General features: G+C 72.3%; 18 protein-coding genes and 1 tRNA gene. 9 read left to right on the top strand and 10 right to left on the bottom strand.

Annotation, left to right across the window (positions count from 1 at the left end; translation table 11 throughout):
* Nucleotides 1-11: 11 nt before the first annotated feature.
* From pknB to C4U44_RS13355, 6 genes are all read right to left on the bottom strand, one after another.
* Nucleotides 12-2,009: a Stk1 family PASTA domain-containing Ser/Thr kinase gene (pknB, locus tag C4U44_RS13380; RefSeq protein WP_103885986.1), complete on the bottom strand. Its 1,998-nt coding sequence runs from the start codon at nucleotides 2,007-2,009 to the stop codon at nucleotides 12-14.
* Between the two features lie 182 nt (nucleotides 2,010-2,191).
* Entirely contained in the window at nucleotides 2,192-3,655 is a 1,464-nt protein-coding gene (locus tag C4U44_RS13375; protein WP_103885985.1) for a peptidoglycan D,D-transpeptidase FtsI family protein, read from the bottom strand.
* On the bottom strand, nucleotides 3,652-5,034 hold the full coding sequence (locus C4U44_RS13370) for an FtsW/RodA/SpoVE family cell cycle protein (protein ID WP_103885984.1): 1,383 nt from the start codon (nucleotides 5,032-5,034) through the stop codon (nucleotides 3,652-3,654). Before C4U44_RS13370 ends, C4U44_RS13375 begins: the two co-directional genes overlap by 4 nt.
* Nucleotides 5,035-5,050: 16 nt before the next feature.
* A complete protein-coding gene (locus tag C4U44_RS13365; RefSeq protein WP_235032050.1) occupies nucleotides 5,051-6,562 on the bottom strand; it encodes a PP2C family protein-serine/threonine phosphatase in 1,512 nt (503 codons plus the stop codon).
* Nucleotides 6,563-6,649: 87 nt separating this feature from the next.
* Nucleotides 6,650-7,168, bottom strand: coding sequence for an FHA domain-containing protein FhaB/FipA (locus C4U44_RS13360; RefSeq protein WP_103885982.1), 519 nt, complete (start codon nucleotides 7,166-7,168; stop codon nucleotides 6,650-6,652).
* Between the two features lie 10 nt (nucleotides 7,169-7,178).
* Nucleotides 7,179-8,081 (bottom strand): FhaA domain-containing protein, encoded by a 903-nt coding sequence (locus C4U44_RS13355; RefSeq protein ID WP_103885981.1) that lies wholly within the window; start codon nucleotides 8,079-8,081, stop codon nucleotides 7,179-7,181.
* A gap of 405 nt (nucleotides 8,082-8,486) precedes the next feature.
* Here C4U44_RS13355 and C4U44_RS13350 point away from each other — a divergent pair.
* Both C4U44_RS13350 and C4U44_RS13345 read left to right on the top strand, forming a co-directional pair.
* Nucleotides 8,487-8,570: transfer RNA gene (locus C4U44_RS13350), tRNA-Leu, on the top strand.
* A 330-nt stretch (nucleotides 8,571-8,900) separates the two neighbouring features.
* Complete coding sequence (locus C4U44_RS13345) at nucleotides 8,901-9,476, top strand: TerD family protein (RefSeq protein ID WP_103885980.1); 576 nt, start codon at nucleotides 8,901-8,903, stop codon at nucleotides 9,474-9,476.
* A 158-nt stretch (nucleotides 9,477-9,634) separates the two neighbouring features.
* Here the strand turns inward: C4U44_RS13345 and C4U44_RS13340 are convergent, their stop codons facing one another.
* Nucleotides 9,635-10,096, bottom strand: coding sequence for a MarR family winged helix-turn-helix transcriptional regulator (locus C4U44_RS13340; protein ID WP_103885979.1), 462 nt, complete (start codon nucleotides 10,094-10,096; stop codon nucleotides 9,635-9,637).
* Nucleotides 10,097-10,162: 66 nt separating this feature from the next.
* Nucleotides 10,163-13,315, bottom strand: a complete 3,153-nt coding sequence (locus C4U44_RS13335; protein WP_235032049.1) for a SpoIIE family protein phosphatase — start codon at nucleotides 13,313-13,315, stop codon at nucleotides 10,163-10,165.
* A gap of 355 nt (nucleotides 13,316-13,670) precedes the next feature.
* Between C4U44_RS13335 and C4U44_RS13330 the strand changes: the two genes are divergently transcribed.
* The 5 genes from C4U44_RS13330 to C4U44_RS13300 all read left to right on the top strand — a co-directional run bounded on the left by C4U44_RS13330 (nucleotide 13,671) and on the right by C4U44_RS13300 (nucleotide 18,225).
* The gene (locus C4U44_RS13330; RefSeq protein ID WP_235032048.1) at nucleotides 13,671-14,534 is read left to right on the top strand and encodes a J domain-containing protein; all 864 of its coding nucleotides are present in this window, start codon (nucleotides 13,671-13,673) and stop codon (nucleotides 14,532-14,534) included.
* Between the two features lie 135 nt (nucleotides 14,535-14,669).
* A complete protein-coding gene (locus tag C4U44_RS13325; protein WP_103885978.1) occupies nucleotides 14,670-15,002 on the top strand; it encodes a rhodanese-like domain-containing protein in 333 nt (110 codons plus the stop codon).
* Between the two features lie 145 nt (nucleotides 15,003-15,147).
* Complete coding sequence (locus tag C4U44_RS13320) at nucleotides 15,148-15,912, top strand: DUF5819 family protein (RefSeq protein WP_146088263.1); 765 nt, start codon at nucleotides 15,148-15,150, stop codon at nucleotides 15,910-15,912.
* The gene (locus tag C4U44_RS42440) at nucleotides 15,909-17,360 is read left to right on the top strand and encodes an HTTM domain-containing protein (RefSeq protein WP_235032047.1); all 1,452 of its coding nucleotides are present in this window, start codon (nucleotides 15,909-15,911) and stop codon (nucleotides 17,358-17,360) included. Before C4U44_RS13320 ends, C4U44_RS42440 begins: the two co-directional genes overlap by 4 nt.
* Nucleotides 17,361-17,424: 64 nt before the next feature.
* Entirely contained in the window at nucleotides 17,425-18,225 is an 801-nt protein-coding gene (locus C4U44_RS13300) for a TrmH family RNA methyltransferase (RefSeq protein ID WP_103885975.1), read from the top strand.
* A gap of 52 nt (nucleotides 18,226-18,277) precedes the next feature.
* Here the strand turns inward: C4U44_RS13300 and paaN are convergent, their stop codons facing one another.
* A complete protein-coding gene (paaN, locus tag C4U44_RS13295; RefSeq protein WP_103885974.1) occupies nucleotides 18,278-19,954 on the bottom strand; it encodes a phenylacetic acid degradation protein PaaN in 1,677 nt (558 codons plus the stop codon).
* A gap of 143 nt (nucleotides 19,955-20,097) precedes the next feature.
* Between paaN and C4U44_RS13290 the strand changes: the two genes are divergently transcribed.
* Complete coding sequence (locus tag C4U44_RS13290) at nucleotides 20,098-21,627, top strand: 3-hydroxyacyl-CoA dehydrogenase (RefSeq protein WP_103885973.1); 1,530 nt, start codon at nucleotides 20,098-20,100, stop codon at nucleotides 21,625-21,627.
* The gene (locus C4U44_RS13285) at nucleotides 21,624-22,229 is read left to right on the top strand and encodes a TetR/AcrR family transcriptional regulator (protein ID WP_103885972.1); all 606 of its coding nucleotides are present in this window, start codon (nucleotides 21,624-21,626) and stop codon (nucleotides 22,227-22,229) included. Before C4U44_RS13290 ends, C4U44_RS13285 begins: the two co-directional genes overlap by 4 nt.
* 30 nt (nucleotides 22,230-22,259) lie before the next feature.
* Here C4U44_RS13285 and C4U44_RS13280 read toward each other — a convergent pair whose 3' ends face one another.
* Complete coding sequence (locus tag C4U44_RS13280; RefSeq protein ID WP_322973608.1) at nucleotides 22,260-22,784, bottom strand: Lrp/AsnC family transcriptional regulator; 525 nt, start codon at nucleotides 22,782-22,784, stop codon at nucleotides 22,260-22,262.
* Between the last annotated feature and the right edge of the window lie 160 nt (nucleotides 22,785-22,944).

Raw genomic sequence — 22,944 nt, 5'->3', positions numbered from 1 at the left:
GCGGGTGCGGGTCAGCCGCCGAGGCCGCCGTTGCCCCCGCCGCCGTTGCCCCCGCCACCGATGTCCATGGTGGTCAGCTGGATCGGCTCACCCTCCGTCAGCGGCTGGCCGGCCGGGACGCTGGAGTTGATGATCCGCGCGTTGCCGTCCTGCGGGCCGTTCACCTGGATCTGGAGGTTCAGGTTCATGCCCTGCAGCTGGCCGTAGACGTCGCTGAGCTTCTGCCCGCTCCAGTTCGGCATCGTCTGCTGGGGCGTGGTGCTCGGCGGCGGTCCCGAGGACGCCACCAGCGTGATCGCGGTGTCGAGCGACTGCTCGCCGTCACTGTGGCCCGGGGACTGGGTGAGCACGTCGCCCTTCACGGTGGAGGCGGACGGCTGGTCCGGCCCCTGCGTGACGTTGGTGAAGCCCTGGGCCTTGAGCTCCTGCATCGCCTGGTCGACCGGCTCGCCGATCACGTTGTCCGGGACGACCTTCTTCGGCTGCTCCGCGACCGTCAGCGTGATCGTCGAGCCCTTGGGCTGCTTGGTGCCGCCCTTCGGGTTCTGGCTCAGCACGGTGCCGGGGTCCTCGGTGGTGGAGGTCTGCGTCTTCTGCGCCACCTGGAAGCCCTTGTCGGTCAGCTCCTTGTTGGCGTCGTCGAACTTGTCGTTGGTCACGTCCGGCACGTCGACCGGCGCGGCGCCCTTCGACAGGTTGACGGTGACCGTCTTGTCCGACGGGATCGACGCGTTCGGCTGCGGGTCCTGCTTGCAGACCAGGTTCTTGTCGACGTCGCCGCAGAACACCGCCGGGCCCTTGACCAGCTTTATGCCGACGTTGTCCGCCTTGGCCTGGGCGCTGCTGTACGAGGAGTTCGTGAAGTCCGGCACGCTGCCGCCGGACGGCGAGTGCCCGGAGAACAGCGCCTTGCCGAGGAAGATCGCGCCCACCAGCACCAGGACGCCGGCGATGACCAGCAGCACCGTGGAGGTGTTGCCGGACTTCTTCTGGCGCCGCCGGTCGGGGCGGTCCTCGTAGCCGTAGCCGCCGTCGTCGTCGCGGGCCGGCGGCAGCATCGAGGTCTGCTGGTCGGTCTGCGGCGGCATCGCGGTAGTGGCCGCGGTCTCGCCGTACTGGTGCGGGTAGCCGTAGCCGGCCGCGCCCATCATGGCGGTGGCGCCGACCGGCTGGCCGTCCAGCGCCGCCTCGACGTCGGCCCGCATCTCGTCGGCCGACTGGTAGCGGTAGTCCGGGTCCTTGGTCAGCGCCTTCAGCACGATCGCGTCCATCGCCGGCGTGACCTCGGGGTCGTACACCGACGGCGGCTGCGGCTCCTCGCGCACGTGCTGGTAGGCGACGGCCACCGGTGAGTCGCCGACGAACGGCGGCCGCACCGTCAGCAGCTCGTAGAGCAGGCAGCCCGTCGAGTACAGGTCGGAGCGCGCGTCGACCTGCTCGCCCTTGGCCTGCTCGGGCGAGAGGTACTGCGCGGTGCCGATCACCGCGGCGGTCTGGGTCATGGTCATCCCGGACTCGCCCATCGCGCGGGCGATGCCGAAGTCCATGACCTTGACCTGGCCGGTGCGGGTCAGCATCACGTTCGCGGGCTTGATGTCGCGGTGCACGATGCCGGCCCGGTGGCTGTACTCCAGGGCCTGGAGGATGCCGACGGTCATCTCCAGCGAGCGCTCCGGCAGCAGCTTGCGCCCGGAGTGCAGCAGCTCGCGCAGGGTGGAGCCGTCGACGTACTCCATCACGATGTACGGGATGGAGACCCCGTCGACGTAGTCCTCGCCGGTGTCGTAGACGGCGACGATCGAGGGGTGGTTCAGAGAGGCGGCCGACTGGGCCTCACGCCGGAACCGGGCTTGGAACGACGGATCGCGGGCGAGGTCCACCCGGAGCGTCTTCACGGCAACGGTACGGCCGAGGCGTGTGTCATGGGCGAGGTACACCTCGGCCATACCACCACGGCCGAGCACCGAGCCCAGCTCGTACCGGCCGCCGAGGCGACGCGGCTCTTCCATAGCTCTGCCCTTTCCTCAATCCCGTTGTCCTGAGCCCATCCCCGACAACCCGACAGGTGAACCCGTGCCCTATGCCTGCTCGGAGCTACGCTACCGGGCGTGCAGGACGCAACATCCGCTCCGCGGTCGGCCGATATCCGACCGGTATCTGGCTGCGACCCAATCCGGACGTGACGTGTCTCTCACTTGTTGAGGACCGCCTCCATCACGCTCTTCGCGATCGGCGCGGCGAAGCCGCCACCGGAGATGTCGTCGTGGTTGGCCGCGGCGTCCTCGACCACGACCGCCACCGCGACCGGCGAACCCTGGTCGGTCTTGGCGTACGAGACGAACCACGCGTAGGGAAGGCCCTTGTTGTCGATGCCGTGCTGCGCGGTACCGGTCTTGCCGCCGACGGTCACGCCGGGGATCTGCGCGTTGGTGCCGGTCCCCTTGTTGACCACGTTCTCCATCATCGCCTGGAGCTTCTGGGCGTTCTCCGCCGACAGCGGCTGGCTCATCTGCTTCGGGTTCGTCTGCGAGATGGTGCTCAGGTTCGGCGCGACCAGCTTGTCCACCTCGTAGGGCTGCATCAGCTTGCCGTTGTTGGCGATCGCGGAGGCGACCATCGCCATCTGCAGCGGGGTGGCCGCGGTGTCGAACTGGCCGATCGACGACTGCGCGACCTGGTCCGGCGACATCTTGGTGTCGAAGTTGCTGGCGGCGGAGCGGACCGGGACGAACTGCTCCTTGTTGAAGCCGAACTGCTGGGCCTCGTCGACCATCTTGTCCAGGCCGACCTCGGCGCCGAGCTTGCCGAACACCGTGTTGCACGAGTACTGGAGCGCGACGGTCAGCGTCGCGTCCTTGCAGGGGATGTTCCCCTCGTTGACCAGCGGTGTGGTGGTCCCCGGCAGGATGTACGGGTCCGGTGAGTTGGTCTTCTGGTTGACGTTCGTGACCTTGCCGTCCTGGAGCGCGGCGGCGGCCGTGACGAGCTTGAACGTCGAGCCCGGCGGGTAGGTCTGGCGCAGCGCCCGGTTCAGCGTCGGGTCGTCGGGGTCGTTCTTCTTCTGGACCGCGTTCCAGTTCTTCTGGTCGGTGCTGAGCGAGTCGCCGGCGAAGGACCCGGGGTCGTACGACGGGGTGCTGGCCATCGCGAGGATCGCGCCGGTGCGCGGGTCGAGCGCGACCACGGCGCCCTTCTTCTTGCCCAGCCCGTTGTAGGCAGCGGCCTGCGCCTTGGCGTTCAGCGTGGTCACCACGTTGCCGCCCTGCTTCTGCTTGCCGGTGAGCAGGTCGACGGTGCGGTTGAAGAACAGCCGGTCGTCGTCGCCGGTGAGGAACTTGTCCTCGACGCCCTCCAGCATCGACGTGCTGTACGCCTGCGACGCGAACCCGGTCACCGGGGCCCACATCGGACCGTCGGTGTAGGTGCGCTTGTACTTGAAGTCGCTGTCGGAGGTCGTGGTGTGCCCGGTGACGGCCTTGCCGTCGACGATGATGTCGCCGCGGGGCTGGGCGTACTGGTTGATCGCCACCCGGCGGTTGTGCGGGTCGTTGGAGAGCTGGTCGGCCTGGACGAACTGCACGTAGTTCACGCGCACGAGCAGGGCGAGGACGAGCAGACCGCAGAAGACCGCGACCCGTCGCAGGGGCTTGTTCACTGGCTGCGCACCACCTGGGTCGCTTCGGCGTCGGGTGAGGGGGCGGGGCTCGGGGCCGGCCGCCGCGCGGTGTCGCTGATCCGCAGCAGGATCGCGACCAGCGCCCAGTTGGCGATCACGGAGGAGCCGCCCTGGGCGAGGAAGGGCATGGTCATACCGGTCAGCGGGATGAGCCCGGTGACACCGCCGGCCACCACGAAGACCTGGAGCGCGAGACCGCCGGACAGGCCGACCGCGAGGAGCTTGCCGAACGGGTCGCGGGCGGCCAGCGCGGTGCGCAGGCCCCGCTCGATCAGCAGCCCGTACAGCAGCAGGATGGCCATCACGCCGGCCAGGCCGAGCTCCTCGCCGACGGTGGCCAGGATGTAGTCGCTCTTGGACGCGATGCCGCCGATCAGCCGGCTGTAGCCCTCGCCGAGGCCGGAGCCGAACAGGCCGCCGGAGCCGAAGGCGTAGCGGGACTGGGCGGTCTCGGTGACGCCGCCGTTCTGCAGGGCGAGCGGGTGCAGCCAGTCCTGCACGCGGACCTTGACGTGCGCCTCGGTGGAGCCGACCGCGACCGCGCCGGCCGCGCTGAGCAGCAGGCCGAAGACGATCCAGCTGGTCCGCTCGGTGGCGACGTACAGCATGATGACGAAGAGGCCGAAGAAGAGCAGCGAGGTGCCGAGGTCGGTCTCGAAGACCAGGATCAGCAGGCTCAGCGCCCAGATCACCAGGATCGGGCCGAGGTCGCGGCCGCGGGGCAGGTACAGGCCCATGAAGCGGCGGGAGGCGAGCGCGAGGGCGTCCCGCTTCACCATCAGGTAGCCCGCGAAGAAGATGGCGATGATGATCTTGGCGAACTCGCCCGGCTGGAGCGAGCCGAGGCCGGGCAGCGTGATCCAGATCCGGGCGCCGTAGACCGGCGGGAAGAAGACCGGGGCGATCAGCAGGCACAGCGCCAGGACCATCGAGATGTAGGTGTAGCGCTGGAGGATGCGGTGGTCCTTCAGGAATATGAGCACCACCACGAACAGCACGATGCCCATCGTCGACCACTCGAGCTGGCCGGGTGCCATCGCCTTGCCGAGCACCGGCTCCTGGTCGAGCCGCCAGATCAGCACCAGGCCGAGCCCGTTGAGCAGCGTGGCGATGGGCAGCATCAGCGGATCGGAGTACGGCGCGAACTTCCGCACGATCAGGTGCGCGATGCCCGCCAGCAGACCCATGCCCAGGCCGTACTCCGCCAGGCCGGCCGGTACCGTGCCGTGCTTGGCCAGGCCCGCGTTGGCGAACGCGAAGACCGGGATGGCCACGGCGAATACCAGCATGGCCAACTCGGTGTTGCGGCGGTTGGGCGCGCCGATCGACGTGATCGTCGTGGTGTTGCTGGCGCTCATGTCGAGCCGAACCCTCCTACTGCTGGTCTGTGCTGCACTGCCCGGCCAGCTTCTTCTCGTCGGGCGTCAGGGACGGACCGGGCGCGGTGGGCGGCGTGGTGGTGGTCTTCTTCGTTCCGGCCTTCCCCTCGGCGCTGCCGGTGGCGGCGCCGCCGGTGCCGACCTTGTCCTCGGCGTTCTTCGCCGCGGCCTTGGCCTTGTCGGCGACGCTCTTGGCCTGGGCGACCTTCGCGCAGACGCCCGCCTGCTGGGCGAGTTCGTCGGCCTTGTCGTTCGCCTGCCCCAGGCTGCTGGTCGCAATGGTGTCCTGCACCTGCTTGCGCTGGTACGACGGCAGGTACTTCAGCGGGATGTCCGTGCGGTCGTGGTGCACCTTGGAGAGGCTGACCCCGACCAGCTTCTGGTCGATGCCCTGGTAGACGGCGACGTGGTCACCCTTGGAACCGACGTAGTACTGCGTCTGGGTCCAGGCATAGGCGCCGTACAGGCCGCCGGCGACCACGGCCAGCACCACCAGCGTGATCAGGGTGCGCTTGGGCCACTTGCGCGTGCCGGGCTTGTCGAGGTCGGCGTCGTCGTAGGCGCCGAAGGAGCCGAGCGGCGGGCCGCCGGGCACCGGGTCGCCGCTGCCGGGCGGCCCGAAGGCGCCGGAGGGGCCGGCCTGGTGCGGGGTGCGGCCGAGTTCGGAGGCGCGGCCGGCCGGGGTGTCCAGGTGCCGCGGGTCGTGCGGCTGCGACTGGTGTTCGGCGACCGCGCCGACGACCACGGGCGTGTCGTTGAACCGCGCGGCCTGGGCGTCGCCGTCGTCGGTGTCCAGCACGTCCGCGACGATGCAGGTGATGTTGTCGGGGCCGCCGCCGCGCAGGGCGAGCTGGATCAGCTCCTGCACGGTCTCGTGCGGGGCCTGGTAGCCGCCGAGGGTGTCCTCGAGGGTCTGGTGGCTGACCACGCCCGACAGGCCGTCGGAGCAGATCAGGTAGCGGTCACCGACCCGCACCTCGCGGATGGACAGGTCGGGCTCGACCCGCTCACCGCTGCCCAGCGCCCGCATCAGCAGCGAGCGCTGCGGGTGGGTGGTGGCCTCTTCCTCGGTGATCCGGCCCTCGTCCACCAGCCGCTGCACCCAGGTGTGGTCCTGGGTGATCTGGGTGAGGACGCCGTCCCGCAGCAGGTACGCGCGGGAGTCGCCGACGTGCACCAGGCCGAGCCGCTGCCCGGTCCACAGCAGGGCGGTGAGCGTGGTGCCCATGCCCTCCAGCTGCGCGTCCTCCTCGACCATGTGCAGCAACTGGTCGTTGGCCCGCTGTACGGCGGTGCCCAGGGAGGTGAGGATGTCGGAGCCGGGGATGTCGTCGTCCAGCGTGACGATGGTGGAGATCACCTCGGACGACGCGACCTCGCCGGCGGCCTGGCCGCCCATGCCGTCCGCGATCGCGAGCAGACGGGGGCCGGCATAGCCGGAGTCCTCGTTCCCCTCGCGGATCATGCCCTTGTGTGAACCGGCGGCGAAACGCAGGCTCAATGACATGCGTACCTCCCCCGTCGGTTCCGGGTACATCCGCACGCTGCCCACCCTCTCGCTCGCGCGTCGTGGCTTCGCTGCCCCATTGTGCGACTACTTCCGCAGCTCGATGACGGTCTTGCCGATGCGGATCGGCGCACCCAGCGGGACCGGCGTGGGCGTGGTCAACCGGTTGCGGTCCAGATAGGTGCCGTTGGTCGAACCCAGGTCCTCGACGATCCACTGGCCGTCGGTGTCCGGGTAGATCCTGGCATGCCTGCTGGACGCGTAGTCGTCATCGAGCACAATCGTCGAGTCATGCGCTCGGCCCAGGGTGATGGTCTGACCCTGGAGTGCCACCGTGGTGCCGGCCAACGAACCCTCGGCGACCACCAGTTTGGTGGGGGCGCCGCGCCGCTGCCGGTTGTTCTGCGGCTGCGGCCGGGGAGGCTGCTGAACCTGCTGCTGGCGCTGCTGCGGCGGGCGGGACCGGTCGTCGGCGCGGCGCGCGCCGCGCTGGGTCACCCGGGTCCCGAACAGGTCACTGCGGATGACCTGGACCGCGACGATGACGAACAGCCACAGCACGGCGAGGAAACCCAACCGCATGACCGTCAGGGTCAGCTCTGACATTGCCCCCGCTTCACCCTTCGGCTTGCCTGTACACGATGGTGGTGCTCCCCACGACAATGCGGGAGCCGTCGCGGAGCGTAGCGCGCGTGGTGTGCTGCCCGTCTACCACGATGCCGTTTGTCGACCCGAGATCCTGGACGACCGAGGGCGTGCCGACCCGGATTTCGCAGTGCTTGCGCGATACGCCCGGGTCGTCCACCCGCACATCGGCCTCGGTGGAACGGCCGAGTACGAGGGTCGCACGGGAGATCTGGTGGCGGGTGCCGTTGATCTCCACCCAGCGCCTGGTGTTCGCCGCAGGGGAGCCGGCCGGGACGCCGGTGCCGGGCAGCCGCGTCACCGCCGCGCCGCCGGGGGGCGGTGCGGCGGGCATCGGGGGCATGCCTGCGGGGCGGGGCGGGGCCGCGTGCCGGTCGGGTGCCGGCCGGGCCGGGCGCGACGGGTACGCCTGCGGCGCGGGCTGGGCCGGCTGCTGGTACGACGGCTGCTGGCCGCGGCCCGGCTGCTGGTGGCCCTGCGGGGCCTGCGGCTGGGACTCGCTCGCGGCCAGGGTGCGGCTGCGCACCCGGTACAGCCCGGTGTCCAGGTCGTCGGCCCGCTCCAGGTGCACCTTGATGGTGCCCATGAACGTGTAGCGCTGCTGCTTGGCGTAGTCCTTGACCATCCCGGCCAGTTCGTCGCCGAGTTGGACCGCGTACGGGCTCAGCCGCTCGTAGTCGGGGGCGCTCAACTCGACGATGAAGTCGTTCGGCACCACGGTGCGGTCGCGGTTCCAGATCGTTGCGTTGTTGTCGCACTCACGCTGCAGCGCACCCGCGATCTCCACGGGCTGCACCTCGCTCTTGAAGACCTTGGCAAAGGTGCCGTTCACCATGCCCTCAAGCCGCTGCTCGAAACGCTTCAGCACACCCACCGGGCACCTCCCTCCTCCGGATCGTCCGTCGGCTCGTTTCCGATACTGCTTACTGATCGTATCCACGCGTGGGAAAAACCCGTGGTTCCCTGATCCTGCGCGGACGGGCAGTGTCAACCCTCACACCACGCCGCGCCTGCGCTCCTCCTGCCCACTGCGATGGTAGATGCGGCCCCGGTACGCGGTCTCCGCGCCAACGGTCCACCCACCAGTGTCCCCAGTGTCCCGCACCGGCACGCCGCACCGCGCCGCGTCCCCTCCTGGGCGTGTGCCACCGGGGGGAGGGTCGAAACGGATGTGATTCCACCGCTTGCGCCGTGCTAATCTTCTGCATGTCGGACGGGGTTCCCACCACCAAGACCTACCGGTCCAGGGCAGTGTGAGAATCACAACGGCAACACCCATGCGCGGGTGGCGGAATAGGCAGACGCGCTGGATTCAGGTTCCAGTGCCCGAAAGGGCGTGGGGGTTCAACTCCCCCCTCGCGCACTCGTGGAGCACCCCAAAGTGCTTCGCACGGCTCGACGAAGCGGGCGGCATCGTGATCACGGTGCCGCCCGCTTTCGCATGTCCGGACCTGTCACTCGTGGAAGGTCGGCGCGCGAGGGATGCGGGCGCGGGGGCGGTCCTGGAGGGGACGGCGGCGGTGCGGTCCGGCCGTGGTCCGGCTGTGGTCCTTCGGGGCGGCTCGGCGACACGCTGCGGGGTCATCGGTGGCACCGGAGCGGGAACCCGGGCAGTGTGGTGTCCGTTGGACCAACTGGGCAAAGGAACCGTCAAGCGGCGCGGCCCGCGCCGAACAGAACAGGGAGATCCATCATGGGTGTCAGCCTCTCCAAGGGCGGCAATGTCTCGCTGACGAAGGAGGCCCCCGGTCTCACGGCGGTCACCGTCGGCCTGGGCTGGGACGTGCGTACGACCACCGGCAGCGACTTCGACCTCGACGCGAGCGCACTGCTGCTCGACGCCGGCGGCAAGGTCGTGTCGGACAAGCACTTCATCTTCTTCAACAACCTCAAGAGCCCCGACGGCTCTGTCGAGCACACGGGCGACAACCTCACCGGTGAGGGCGAGGGCGACGACGAGGCGATCAAGGTCAACCTGGCCGGCGTTCCGGCCGAGGTGGACAAGATCGTCTTCCCGGTCTCGATCTACGAGGGCGAGACCCGCCAGCAGAGCTTCGGACAGGTGCGCAACGCGTTCATCCGCGTGGTCAACCAGGCGGGCGGCACCGAGATCGCCCGCTACGACCTCACCGAGGACGCCTCCACCGAGACCGCCATGGTCTTCGGCGAGCTGTACCGCAATGGCGCGGAGTGGAAGTTCCGCGCCGTCGGCCAAGGGTACGCCTCGGGCCTGCGCGGCATCGCCCAGGACTTCGGCGTGAACCTCTGACACGACCTCTGACGAGGCGGAGAAGAAGCCAGGCAAGGCCTGCCGGCGTCCGATGACGCCGGATCGCGGGGCCGCGGCCACCGGTTGCCCACAACCGGCGGTCGCGGCCCCGCCGCCGTGCGGGCCCCGGGGTCGCACGCCCGGCCGTACGCGGGTCGCTACGGGTGCGCCGCCGCGTCCGCGTTGTAGCGCACCAGGTAGTCGGCGAACCGTGCCAGGTCCGCGGGGTCCCACGCCGCCAGCCGCTCCTTGAACGTCTCCTGCCGCCGCACGCGCGCCGCCGCCAGGCTCCGCACGCCGCGCGGCGCGAGATGCAGCACCTGGACGCGGTGGTCGGTGGGGTCGGTGCGGCGTTCGAGGAAGCCGTCCCGTTCCAGCGCGGCGACCTGGCGGCTGACCGTCGACTTGTCCAGCAGGTAGTGCGCGGCGAGGTCGGTCGCGCGGCAGCCCTGCTGCTCCTCCAGGTGCGCGAGGATCGTGTACGCCACCAGGGACAGCTCGGGGTGCATGCGCGCGGCGGTGGCACGTGCGCGGCGGGCGAACGCGGTCAGCTCGCGCTGGATGGTCTCCAGTGACGTGGCGGATTCGGCCGGCCGGGTCGGGGAGGCTGCTGATGCCATCGCGGTCACGCTCCTGCCTCGTACGGCCGCGACCCGCGACCAGGAGGGTTGTAGAGTGCAACGATATCAGGAGGGGATCGGCAGCTCGAACCAGACGACCTTTCCGACCGCCTTCCGGCTGGTCCCCCAGCGCCGCGACAGGTGCGAGACCAGCGCGAGGCCGCGCCCGCAGACGTCGTCCGCCTCGGCCCGCTGCAACTGCGGCAGGTTGTGGTTGTCGTCGCTCACCTCGACCAGCAGCTTGCCGACCCGCATCAGGCGCAGCTCGACCTCGTAGGAGGCGGCCTTGATCGCGTTGGTCACCAGCTCGCTGACCAAGAGCTCCGCGACGTCGCTGAGGTGTTCCAGGCCCCAGGCCGCGAGTTGGCGGCGGGTGAGCTCGCGGGCCCTGGCCACTTCGGCGTAGTCGATCAGCAGGGTCCAGCGGATCACGTCCTGCGGGGCGACCCCCTCGAAGCGGGCGACGAGCAGCGCCACGTCGTCCCGGCGGTCCTCGGAGTGCACCCGGGCGAGTATCTGCGCGCAGACGTCCTCGGGGGTCTGCTGCGGCTCGATCACGTTGGCGCACAGGGCGGCCAGTCCCGCGTCGATGCCCTGGCCGCGCACCTCGACCAGCCCGTCCGTGCACAGCACCAGCCAGCTGCCGTCCGGTGCGGGGACCTCCACCGTCTCGAAGGGCACCCCGCCCACCCCGATGGGCGCGCCGCCGGGGATCCGGAGCAGCTCGCCGCGGCCGTCGGAGCCGGCCAGTACCGGCGGGATGTGCCCGGCGTTGGCAAGGGTGAGGGTGCGGTGGATCGGGTCGTACACCGCGTAGACGCAGGTGGCCAGGTGCTCGGTGCCCAGGCGGTGGGCGAGGTTGTCGAGGTGGCGCAGCAGCTGCGCGGGCGGCAGGTCGAGGGCGGCCATGGTGATCACGGAGGTGCGGAACTGGCCCATCACGGCGGCCGCCTGCAGCCCGTGGCCCATCACGTCGCCGACGATCAGGGCCACCCGGCCGCCGGGCAGCTGGATCGCGTCGAACCAGTCGCCGCCGACCTGGGCCTGCCGGTCGCCCGGCATGTAGTGGTGCGCGATGCGGACACCGGGGATGCGGGGCGGCCGGGTCGGCATCATCGACCGCTGCAAGGTCGCGGCGGCGCGCGACTCCTGGCGGTGCAGCCGGGCGTTGTCTATGTGCACGGCGCCGCGCGCCACCACCTCGGCCGCGGTGGCCGCGTCCCGGACGTCGAAGGGGCGGCGGCCCGGGCCGCGCAGGAAGCAGACCTGGCCGAGCACGGTGCCGCGGGCGGTGAGCGGCGCGACGATGAGCGAGTGGCCGGCCAGCAGCGGGGCAAGCAGGGGGACGCCCAGGTCGACGGCGATGTCCGGGGCGAGCGCCGGGTCGACCACGGGCACCAGGACGGGCTCGCCGAGCCGGGTCGGCACGCCCCCGGCGGTCAGGGCCAGCAGCTCGCCCTCGGGAAGCGCCGCATCCCAGCCGCCGCTCAGGCCCGGCAGGGCGCTGGCGACCCGGCGGACGAGGACGGTGTCGGACGGGCGGTCGTCCTTGGGCGGTTCGGCGTCGGAGAAGAGCTGGTCGACGACGAGCACGGTGGCGAGGTCGGCGAAGCGCGGCACGGTGACGGAGCACAGCTCGCGCGCGGTGGTGTGGAGGTCGAGGGTGGAGCCGACGATCGAGCCCGCCGCACGCAGCAGGGCCAGCTGCTCGTCGAGGGCGTTGCCGACCTGGCGCGGGACGTCGGAGCCGGGGAAACCGGTGTCGGAGCCGATCCAGATCTCGTGTCCCAGGTCGGCGCGGGGTGTTCCGGCGACCGGATGGTCGGGCGGCTCTCCCGGCCGGTACGGGGACGGCGCGGCTGGTCCCGGCGCGCCCTGGACGCCTGCCGCGGTTCCCGCCGACCCGGTCGCCGGGCCGCCGGCCTGGGAGGGCGTGACGGTGGAGACGGGAGGAGAGGTGAGGGACGGCAGCGGCACGGCCGTCAGGGCCGACGCGCTGGACAGGTCGGCGGCCTGCCCGGTCCCGTCACCTCGGGCGGCCCCGGCGGAGCCCCGGCCGCCGCCCAGGCTGCTCGACAGCAGTTCCCTGCGCACCGCGGTCTCGGCGCGGGCGGCCGCGGCGAGCCTGGCGCGTTCGTGCGGCACGACCGGCAGCCGGGCGCCGTCCTCGACCTCCAGCGCGGGGTGTCCGAGCGCGCCGACCTGCCGGACGATCCGGTCCAGGCGCCCCGGGCTGGCCCCCGGCAGCACGTCGGCGAGCCGCCCGGCCAGGGCCTGGCCCGCGGACGGGTCGGCGCTCGGCATCAGCACCGCGGCGACCGCGATGTCCTGCCGCTGCGGCCCCTCCGCGCTGTACGGCAGCAGCCGGCCGCCGAGCGCGATCCGCAGGCCGCCCGTCCGCAGCGGCTTGGCGTGAGTGGCGATGGCCAGCAGGCTCCGCCCGGTCGGTTCGACCAGCCGGTACGTCCACCACAGGACGTCCTTCAGGGTGCCGTCGCGGTCGGTGGCGGCCAGCGCCCCGGCCCAGGAGGAGACGGTGAGGTCGTCCAGCAGTTCCAGGGTGTCGTGGTGGGAGGCGGCGGCACGCGTCCCCGTACGCCCCGCGGAGGGGCTGGTCGTGCTCAGCAGGCCGGTCGCGCGGTGGCCGAAGACGTGCTCCCAGCGGTGGCCGAACAGCTCCTCGGCGCCGCGGTTCCAGTACGAGATCCGGCCGTCGGGGTCCACGCAGAGCACGGCGAGCCGCAGCAGGGCGGCCAGTCCCGGCGCGGGCGGGCGCCCGGGTACGGGTGGCGGCGGGGAGGCGGCCGGTGCCATGGACCCCGGCGGCACCGGGGAGGCGGGTGATGCGGTGACGGCCGGTGCCACGGGGACGGCCGGCGGGGTGGCCGGTACGGCGTCGCCGGCGCCGCGGACGTGGGGGAGCGCCACGGGCCGTACCGCGGGCACGAACGCGCCGGGGGCGGCCAGGGGCTCGCCGGCGGGCGGCGTGACCGGTCCGCCCGTGCCGGGGGCCGGCCGGGACTCGCCGCGGCCCGTCACCGCGGCGTCCCGGACCGCGGCGGTGGCGCTTTCCGGTTCCGCGTAGGGCGCGCGGGTCTGCTGCGCGCGGCCGTCCCGCCGGCCGTGCGGGGGAGGGCCCTCGTACGGCTCGTGGTGGTCGGAACGGTCGGCGTGGTGGTCCGGCTCTGTGGCATCGACATGCCCGGTGATCTCGTCCAACGTCGTGTACCTGCGGTCCGGCGCTGAGGTTCCGCGCTGAGTAGGGTCGGCTTTCAAGGCAAGCACGAAACGGCCCACCGGGTCGGCCGAATGGCCGGATTGGCCTTCCTCCGCTGGATGGTGACGGTTCGTCCGGTGTGGGGGCTGCGAGGGTGGCGGGTGCGACGGCTTCCGGCGGGGTGCGGCGCGGCGATCGCGACGGTGCGGTGGACCACCGGGACCGCCCCGCGATGCCCTCGGGCACGGCGCCGCACCCCGTCCCGCGACCGCCGCACGACGGTTTCCCGGCCGTTCCCCGCGCGTCACGCGCTCGCGCTCCCACGAAGATCGACCGAGGAGGGCCTAGGCTGTCCGGGTGACGAACAGCTCCGGACCCGGACCTTCCGCCGCCCCGTCCGCCGCCGCTTCCGCGGCTGCCGCGGGCGCCGCTTCCGCAGCGGCGCCTGCGGACCCGGAAGGGCAGGACCGGCTGGCGAAGGCCGTACGCGCGGCAGAGCAGGCGCTCATCGAGTTCGAGATCGCGGTCGAGTCCTTCCGCGTCGAGGTGGAGAACTTCTCCCGGCTGCACCACCAGCGGCTCGGCCCGATGTACGCGCGGCTGGACGAGCTCGACGCGCTGATCGCGGAGGCCGTCGCGGCGCACAGCGGCGACCGGGCCGACATCGAGCGCGCCTGGGAGGCGCGCGCGCTGGTGATGCCGATGCCGGGCATCGAGGAACTCTTCGGCGGCCTGCTGGGCGCCGACGGGGTGCGGCCGGTCGAGGACCCGAACCCGCCGCGCCGGGTGCGCCCGGGCAAGGAGGCCCAGCGGCTCTACCGCGAGCTGGTCCGCAAGGTCCACCCCGATCTCGCCCAGGACGACGCCGAGAAGGAGCGCCGCAGCACCTTCATCGCCCGGGTCAACGAGGCGTACGCGTACGCCGACGAGGACGCGCTGCGCGAGCTGTCCGCGGAGTGGGAGGCCGGTCCGGCGCCCGAGCAGGACCTGCCGAGCGAGGCCGAGGTGCTCTACGCCCGGCTCGAGTGGCTGGCCGAGCGCAAGGAGAAGCTGGCCGCGGTGGCCGCCGAACTCGACGAGAGCGCCATCGGGCAGATGATGCGGCTCGCCCCGGAGGACCCCGACGCGCTGCTCAACGAGATCGCCGAGCAACTGCTCACCCAGGTCTCCCAGCGCGAGGCCCGGCTCGCCGAACTGGTCCACGGCGCTTCCGGCGGCTGAGGTAGCTTTGCCACGTTCCCGGTGAGCGGGGCCGTGCGGGTGCGCGGGCCGCTCGCGACGCCGGCGGATGCCGTGGCCGTGGCGGCCCGGTGCTCCCGCCGCCCCGAAGTTCCGTGTTCCAGGAGGCCACGTCCGATGTTCCGCTCCCAGCTCCCCGCGGTGGATGCCTCCGCGATCCCCGCCGACGCGACCCTCCTCGACGTCCGGGAGGGCGACGAGTGGGCCGCCGGGCACGCCGAAGGCGCCCTGCACATCCCGATGGGCGAGGTCGTCGCCCGGATCGGCGAGCTGCCCGAGGGCGGCACGGTGCACGTGGTCTGCCGGGTCGGCGGGCGATCGGCGCAAGTGACGCAGTACCTCATCGGGCAGGGCGTGGACGCGGTGAACGTCAGCGGCGGCATGCTCGACTGGGAGTCCGCGGGGCGTCCGGTCGTCGACGACAGCGGTGCCGAGGGCTACGTCCTCTAGCCCGCCGCATTCCGTGGCTCTCCGTTCCGCAGGACCACTCCTGCACCCCTTGATAACTGGGTAAGGTCACCGCCGGGGCCCCCGGGTGGCTAGCGTTCTGGGCGGCAGTCGGATGCATCGGGTGCAGCGGAGAGCGGAGAGACGGATGGGGCCAATGGAGGGGCCGTCGCCCGATGTGGCGGCGCTGTCGCTGCCCGGGCGGATAGTCGTGGCGGTGACGGTCGGCGCGGTCGCGGTCGGCGCGCTGCTCCACCTGGGGATGGTGTTCCTCTACGTGGCGCCGTCGAACACGCTCAGCAAGGAGCACGGGAAGGCCGTCAACGACTACATCTTCCCGGAGTTCGAGCAGAACTGGAAGCTGTTCGCTCCCGACCCGCTCCAGCAGAACGTCCACATAGAGGCCCGGGCGCAGGTGCGCAAGGCCGGCGGCGGCACCCAGACCACCGGCTGGGTGGACCTGACCGGCATGGACATCGCGGCGATGCGGCACGACCCGCTGCCCAGCCACACGCAGCAGAACGAACTGCGCCGCGCCTGGGGCTACTACACCGACACCCACGACACCCAGGAGCAGCCGACGGCCGGTGACGGCAGCGACCTGAGCCGTACGTACCTGCTGCGGATCATCGAGGACCGGTTCGGCCCCACGCTGGACGGTGGCCCGGTCATACAGGTGGAGGCCCGTGCGGCCACCACCCCCGTCAAGCAGCCGTCCTGGGTCGCCGGGGCGCCGACACCCGTGACCCAGTACCGGACGCTGCCGTGGTGGGGCGTCGACTCCGGCGCCGAGGACACCACGTCCGCCGCACCGGGCAGCACGCCGAGCACCGCTCCCGGTACCACCCCGAGTGCCGCCGCGAGCGGTACCGGCCCGACCGCCGACCCGTCCGGGCAGGAGACCTCCTCATGAGCGCCCCCCGCTCCCACGCCGAGCTGCCCGCCGGAGCGCGGGTCCCCGCGACCCCCACCTACGCGAGCGTGACCGCGGCGCTCGACCGCGGCATCACCCGCGGCCTGACCCGCGTCACCGGCGGCATCATCGGCCCGTACCAGAGCGCGGTGGTCCGGATCGGCATGTCGCTGACCTGGCTGCTGTACCTGGTGCGGGAGTTCCCGCACCGCGGCGCGCTCTACGGGCCGCACAGCGCCTGGGGGTTCGACCTGGCGCAGCGGCTGCTGGCGAGCAACCACGCGTTCAGCGTGCTGATGTGGAGCGACAGCCGCGCCTGGTTCGAGATCGGCTACGCCTTCGCGATCCTGGCGAGCGCGTCGCTGCTGCTGGGGTGGCGGACCCGGACGTCGGCGCTGATGTTCATGATCGGGGTGCTGTCGCTCCAGAACCGCAGCGTGTTCATGGGCGACGGCGGCGACAACGTGGTCCACATCATCGCGATCTACCTCGCCTTCACGCGCTGCGGCCAGGTCTGGTCGCTCGACAGCCGCCGCGCGCGGCGCCGGGCCGCGGCGGAAGCGGGGCAGGCAGAGGCGGCACGCGGAGAAGCGGCACCGTCGACGGTCGAGGCACTGTCCCGAGCCGCGTCCGGCGCCTCGTCCGACGCGGGCGCTCGGCCCGAGGGCGGGGCCGCGGACCTGACCGCCGGCGCCGGCCCGGAGGCACGCCCGGTGCGGGCGGCCGCGGTGGCGCGGGCCGGTGCCGACCCGGTCGGCATCGTGCTGTGGGCGGTGCTGGGCGTCGCCCTGATCGCCGCCACGTTCGCGGACAAGCTCAGCACCGGCTGGGGCCTGATCTTCTGGGCCTGCTGGATCGGTCAGGCCGTGTGGTGGGCGGTACGCCGCTACGCGCCCGGCGAGCCGCGCACGGTGCTCGACATCATCGCGAACGTCGTCCACAACGGCGCGATGCTCGTGATCATCGTCGAGGTGTGCCTGATCTACTCCACCGCCGGCTGGTACAAGATCCAGGGCAGCCGCTGGCAGGACGGCACGGCGCTGTACTACCCGCTGCACCTGGACGACTTCACGCCCTGGCCGGCGCTGTCCCACGCGCTGGCGGGCAACGACGTCCTGGTCATGCTGATCACCTACGGCACGGTGATCGTCCAGGTCGCCTTCCCCTTCACCCTCTTCAACCGCCGGGTGAAGAACGTGCTGCTGGTCGGCATGATCATCGAGCACGCGTCGATCGCGGTGGTCCTCGGGCTGCCCTTCTTCTCGCTCGCGATGATCGCTGCCGACGCGGTCTTCCTGCCGACCGGCTTCCTGCTGTGGGCGCAGCAGCAGATCACCGGCCGCCGGCGGGCCCGCCTCGAGCCCGCGGCGGGCGTCGTCCCCGGCCAGCGCGCCGACGGCCCGGCCGCTCCCGCGGTGGGGCCGCCCCCGCCGACCGCGGTCACCTGAGCCGCCCGCCGGAAGGCAAGCCCGTGCGGCGGGCCCGCCGGGGCCGGACCGTAGGGTTGACCGCATGACCGAGGACGAGGCCGCGCCGCCGGACGGCGCGGCCGCGGTGCGCCGCTGGCAGGCCGCGGGCCCGGAGTGCGTGCTGCTCGACGGCTTCCACGCGCTCAAGCACGCGCTGCGCTTCGGCGCCGACGTGCGCGCCGCCGTGACCGCGGACCGGGCCGGGTTGCTGCGGCTGGCCGCCGAGCTGGCACCCGATCTCGCCGAGGACCTGGCGGCGCGGGTCGTCGAAGTGCCGACCGCCGCGCTGCGCGACCTGGTGCCCCGAGTGCATCCGACCGGGGTGGCCGCGCTCGCCGCCCGCCGGGACCGCGCCGCGAACCTGGCCGCGCTGCGCCGGCTCCCCCGGCTCGCTCCCCTGGTCGTGCTGGACGCCCCGCGCAACCTCGGCAACGTCGGCGCGGTCATCCGCCTCGCCGCCGGTTTCGCCGCCACCGGGGTCGTGACCACCGGCGACCTCGACCCCTGGCACCCCAACGCCGTACGGTCCGGCGCCGGGCTGCACTACGCGACCGCGGTCGAGCGCGCCGACCCCGGTGCGCTGCCGCCGGGTCCGCGTTACGTCCTGGACCCCGAGGGCGAGGACATCCGCGCCGTCGGGCTGCCCGACGACGCGCTGGTGGTGTTCGGCTCCGAGCGGCATGGGGTCTCGGCCGAACTGCGCGACCAGGCCGACGCGTTGGTGTCGCTGCCGATGCGGGCGCAGGTCTCCAGCTACAACCTGGCCACCAGCGTGGGCATGGCGCTCTACCACTGGTCGGCCACCTCACGCTCGCCGCTGGTCCCGGGGCCGAGCGCCGGCTGAGCGTCCGGTCGCGCGTGCGCCGGGCCCCGATGGGTGCGGGCCCGGCCCGCACTCACGCCGGGCGGCGCACCTCCACCACGCGGAAGCGGTTGGCGACGAAGGCGCCGTCGCACAGCGCCGAGTTCGCCGCCGGGTTGCCGCCCGAGCCGTGGAAGTCGGAGAACGCCGCGGTCTGGTTGACGTACACCCCGCCGGTGAGGTTCAGGGAGAGCTGGGCGCACTCCTCGAAGCAGACCTCCTCCAGCTCCTGCTCGACCTGCGCGGACGTGGTGTACCCGGCGACGGTCATGGCGCCCTTGTCCCGGATGGTGCGGCGCAGCAGTTCCAGCGCGCCGGCGGTGGAGTCGACGGCCACGGCGAAGGAGACCGGGCCGAAGCACTCCGACAGGTACGGGGAGTCGTCGTCGGTCTTCGCGCCGTCGAGCTTGACGATCGCGGGGGTGCGGACCACCGCGTCCGGGAAGTCGGGGTGGGTGACCGCGCGGGAGGCCAGCGCGACGTCGCCGATGCCGGGGGCGGCGTCGAGGCGGGACTTCACGTCCGGGTTGACCAGCGCGCCGAGCAGGGCGTTGGCCCGGGCGTCGTCGCCCAGCAGGTGGTCGACGGCCGCGGCGAGGTCGGCGACCACCTCGTCGAAGGTCTTGTCCCCCTGGTCGGTGGCGATGCCGTCGCGGGGGATCAGCAGGTTCTGCGGGGTGGTGCACATCTGGCCGCTGTACAGGGACAGCGAGAAGGCGAGGTTGGCGAGCATGCCGCGGTAGTCGCCGGTCGAGTCGATCACCACGGTGTTGACGCCGGCCTTCTCGGTGAAGACCTGCGCCTGCCGCGCGTTGGCCTCCAGCCAGTCGCCGAAGGCGGTGGACCCGGTGTAGTCGATGAGGCGGATCTCGGGGCGCAGCGCCAGGGTCTTGGCGAGCCCCTCACCCGGGTGGTCCACCGCGAGGCAGACCAGATCCCGCGGGTATCCCGCCTCCGCCAGCACCTCGCGGGCGATCTCCACGGTCAGCGCGAGCGGCAGCACCGCCCGCGGGTGCGGCTTGACGAGCACCGCGTTCCCCGTGGCGAGCGAGGCGAACAGGCCGGGATAGCCGTTCCACGTCGGGAAGGTGTTGCAGCCGATGACCAGGCCGATGCCGCGGGGCACGGCGGTGAAGGTCTTCCGCAGCCCGATCGGGTCCCGCTTGCCCTGCGGCTTGGTCCACTCCGCGCTCTCCGGGGTGCGCACCTGCTCGATGTACGCGTACGTCACCGCCTCGACGGCGCGGTCCTGCGCGTGCGGCCCACCCGCCTGGAAGGCCATGGTGAACGCCTGGCCGCTGGTGTGCATCACGGCGTGCGCGAACTCGTGGGTCCGCTCATTGATCCGCGCGATGATCTCCAGGCAGACCAGGGCGCGGGCCTCGGGTCCCGCCGCGCGCCAGACGGGCATCGCCGCGCGCATGGCGGGCAGCAGCACGTCGGGATCGGGGTGCGGGTAGTGGACGCCCAACTCCACGCCGAACGGCGAGCGCTCGTCGCCGGTCCATCCGTCGGTGCCCGGCTGGTCGAGCGCGAAGCGGCGGCCGGCGAGCGCCTCGAAGGCGGCGCGGCCCGCGTCCGGGTCGGGGTACGCCTTGGGGTGCTCGGGGTGCGGCGACCAGAACGCGCGGGTCCTGACGGCCTCCAGCGCCTGGTCGAGGGTGCCGCGGTGGCGGTCGACCAGGAGCACGGTGGACAGATCGGCGGACATGGGACCAACTCCTCGTCGAGCTGGGCTGAGTGGCGGGGACACCGCTAGATTAACCGAATGTTCGGTCGGGACAAGAGGACCGTCCCCGGCCTGTGGACAACTTCCCCGTGCGACGTCGAGGACCTGGCGAGGAGAGTGCAACCGTGAGCGCACCGGACCTGAGCAGCACCGTCGCCGTCGTGGGCGCGGGCACCATGGGCCAGGGGATCGCGCAGGTGGCGCTCCTCGCCGGCCACCGCGTCCTGCTCCACGACGCCGCCCCGGGGCAGGCCCTCGCGGCCGTGGACGCGGTCGCGGCGCGGCTGGACCGGCTGGTCGAGAAGGGCCGGCTCGGCACCGACGCGCGCGTGTCGGCCCTGGCCCGGCTCTCGGCGGCCGAGAGCGTGGCGGACCTGGTGCCCGCCCGGCTCGTGGTGGAGGCCGTCGTGGAGGACCTGGACGTCAAGCGGCGACTCTTCGCCGAGGTGGAGCGGGCGGTCGGTGACGACTGCCTGCTGGCGACGAACACCTCCTCGCTGTCGGTGACCGCCGTCGCGAGCGGGCTGCGCCGGCCCGGACGGCTGGTCGGGATGCACTTCTTCAACCCGGCCCCGTTGCTGCCGCTGGTCGAGGTGGTCGCCGGCGCCGCCGGCGACCCGGCCGCCGTCACCGCGGCCTACGAGCTCGCCGCCGCCTGGGGCAAGACCCCCGTGCGCTGCACGGACACCCCGGGCTTCCTCGTCAACCGCGTGGCCCGCCCCTTCTACGCCGAGGCGCTGCGGGTCTACGAGGAGCGCGCCGCCGATCCCGCCACCATCGACGCCCTGCTCCGCGAGAGCGGCGGCTTCGCGATGGGCGCGTTCGAGCTGACCGACCTGATCGGCCAGGACGTCAACGAGGCGGTGACGCGCTCGGTGTGGGAGGCGTTCGGCCGCGATCCGAAGTTCGGGCCGTCGCTGGCGCAGCGCCGGCTGGTGGAGTCGGGGCGGCTGGGCCGCAAGTCGGGGCGCGGCTGGTTCCCGCACGGCCCCGGGCACAGCGCGGCCGACCTGGCAGCGGCGACCTCGCCGCACACCGCCGAGGCGGCCCTGGCACCGCCGTTCGTGACCGTTCGCGGGGAACTGGGGCCGGCGGCCGAGCTGTCCGCGCTCGCCGAGGAGTCCCGCGTGGAGGTGCGCCGGGAGCCGGCGGAGCCCGGCCGGCCCGGCACGCTGGTGCTGCCCGGCGGTGTCCGCCTCCACCTGGCCGACGGCCGACTGCCGGGCGAGCCGTCGATCCGGTTCGACCTTGCACTGGACTACCGGGCCGCGACCAGGGTGGGGATCGCGCCGGCCGCCGGGGTGCACGCCGACGCCGTCGCGGAGGCGACCGGGCTGTTCCAGGCCATGGGCAAGGAGGTCAGCGTCATCCGTGACGTGCCCGGCATGGTGGTGGCGCGCACCGTGGCGATGCTGGTGGACTTCGCGCTGGACGCCGTCGCCCGCGAGGTGGCGTCGCCGCACGACGTGGACACCGCGATGCGGCTGGGCGTGAACTACCCGCTCGGGCCGCTGGAGTGGGGCGAGCGGATCTCGCTGCCCTACGTGCGGGACCTGCTGGACGGGCTGCACGCCTGGTATCCGACCGGGAGGTACGCACCCGGCCCGGAGCTGAGACGGCGTGCGGCGACCGCGCAAGGTGTGATCTGCTCATGACCATGCCCAAGCGCGACACCTACACGCCGGACTCGCTGCTCGCCGTGGCCGTCGAGGTCTTCAACGAGCGCGGTTACGACGGCACGTCCATGGAGCACCTCTCGCAGGCCGCGGGCATCTCCAAGTCGTCGATCTACCACCACGTGCGCGGCAAGGAGGAACTGCTGAGCCGGGCGGTCGGCCGCGCCCTGGAGGGTCTGTTCGGCGTCCTGGACGAGTCCGGCGCGACCACCGGCCGTGCGGTCGACCGGCTGGAGTACGTCACCCGCCGCTGCACCGACGTGCTGGTCGAGGAACTGCCCTACGTCACCCTGCTGCTGCGGGTGCGCGGCAACACCGGCACCGAGCGGCGGGCGATGGAGCGGCGCCGGGAGTTCGACCAGCGGGTGGCCGCGCTGCTCAAGGCCGCCGTCGCCGAGGGCGACCTGCGCGCGGACGTGGAGCCCCGGCTCGCCACGCGGCTGCTGTTCGGCATGATCAACTCGGTGGTGGAGTGGTACCGCCCCGACGGCCGCGGCGCCGCTCAGGGCGAGCAGGTCGCGGACGCGGTGGTGCGGCTGGCCTTCGACGGGCTGCGCATACCGCCGGGCGCGCGCCCGTAGGACCGCCCCGTACGCCGGGGGCGCCGCTCCTCAGGGCGTCGGGGCCTCGTCGGCGCCGCCCTCCCCCAGGGGCCAGTCCCCGACCACGAGGTCGGTCTCCTCGAAGACCAGCAGGGTGCGGCTGCTGAGGACCTCCTTGATCGCCTGGATCCGGGTCAGCACCAGCTCGCGCAGGCTGCGGTTGTCGACGGTGTGCACCAGCAGCAGGACGTCGAAGTCCCCGCTCACCAGCGCGATGTGGACGACACCCGGAAGAGTGACGAGTTCCTTCCGTACCGTCCGCCACGAGTTCTGGACGATCTTGAGCGTGATGTACGCGGATGCGCCGTGCCCGGCCCGCTCATGATCGACCCGGGCGCTGAATCCCCGGATCACTCCGTCCTCGACGAGACGGTTGATCCGGGCGTAGGCGTTGGCCCGGGAGACGTGTACGCGTTCGGCCACGGAGCGTATCGAGGCCCGACCGTCCTCCTGCAACAGGCGCAGGATCGCGCGGTCGATCGGGTCCAGAGGTCGCACCCCCTGATCTTCTTCGGCCATCTGTTCTCTCGCCATCCCCCCGGGACTCCCTAGCATGGACGTACTGGCTCCATCTCAGGCTGTGCAGAACCGTTTGTCCACAGGCCGAACGACCCCGTAGCCAAAATGCCTCCGGCGACCGAACAATCGGTTGGGAGAGCGGGACCCGCTCGCCACCCCGACCGCCACCGGTCAC

The sequence above is a fragment of the Actinacidiphila yanglinensis genome (genome assembly GCF_900107965.1).
In the GTDB taxonomy this organism is placed as follows: domain Bacteria; phylum Actinomycetota; class Actinomycetes; order Streptomycetales; family Streptomycetaceae; genus Actinacidiphila; species Actinacidiphila yanglinensis.
This window is presented reverse-complemented; position numbering and strand designations above follow the sequence as displayed.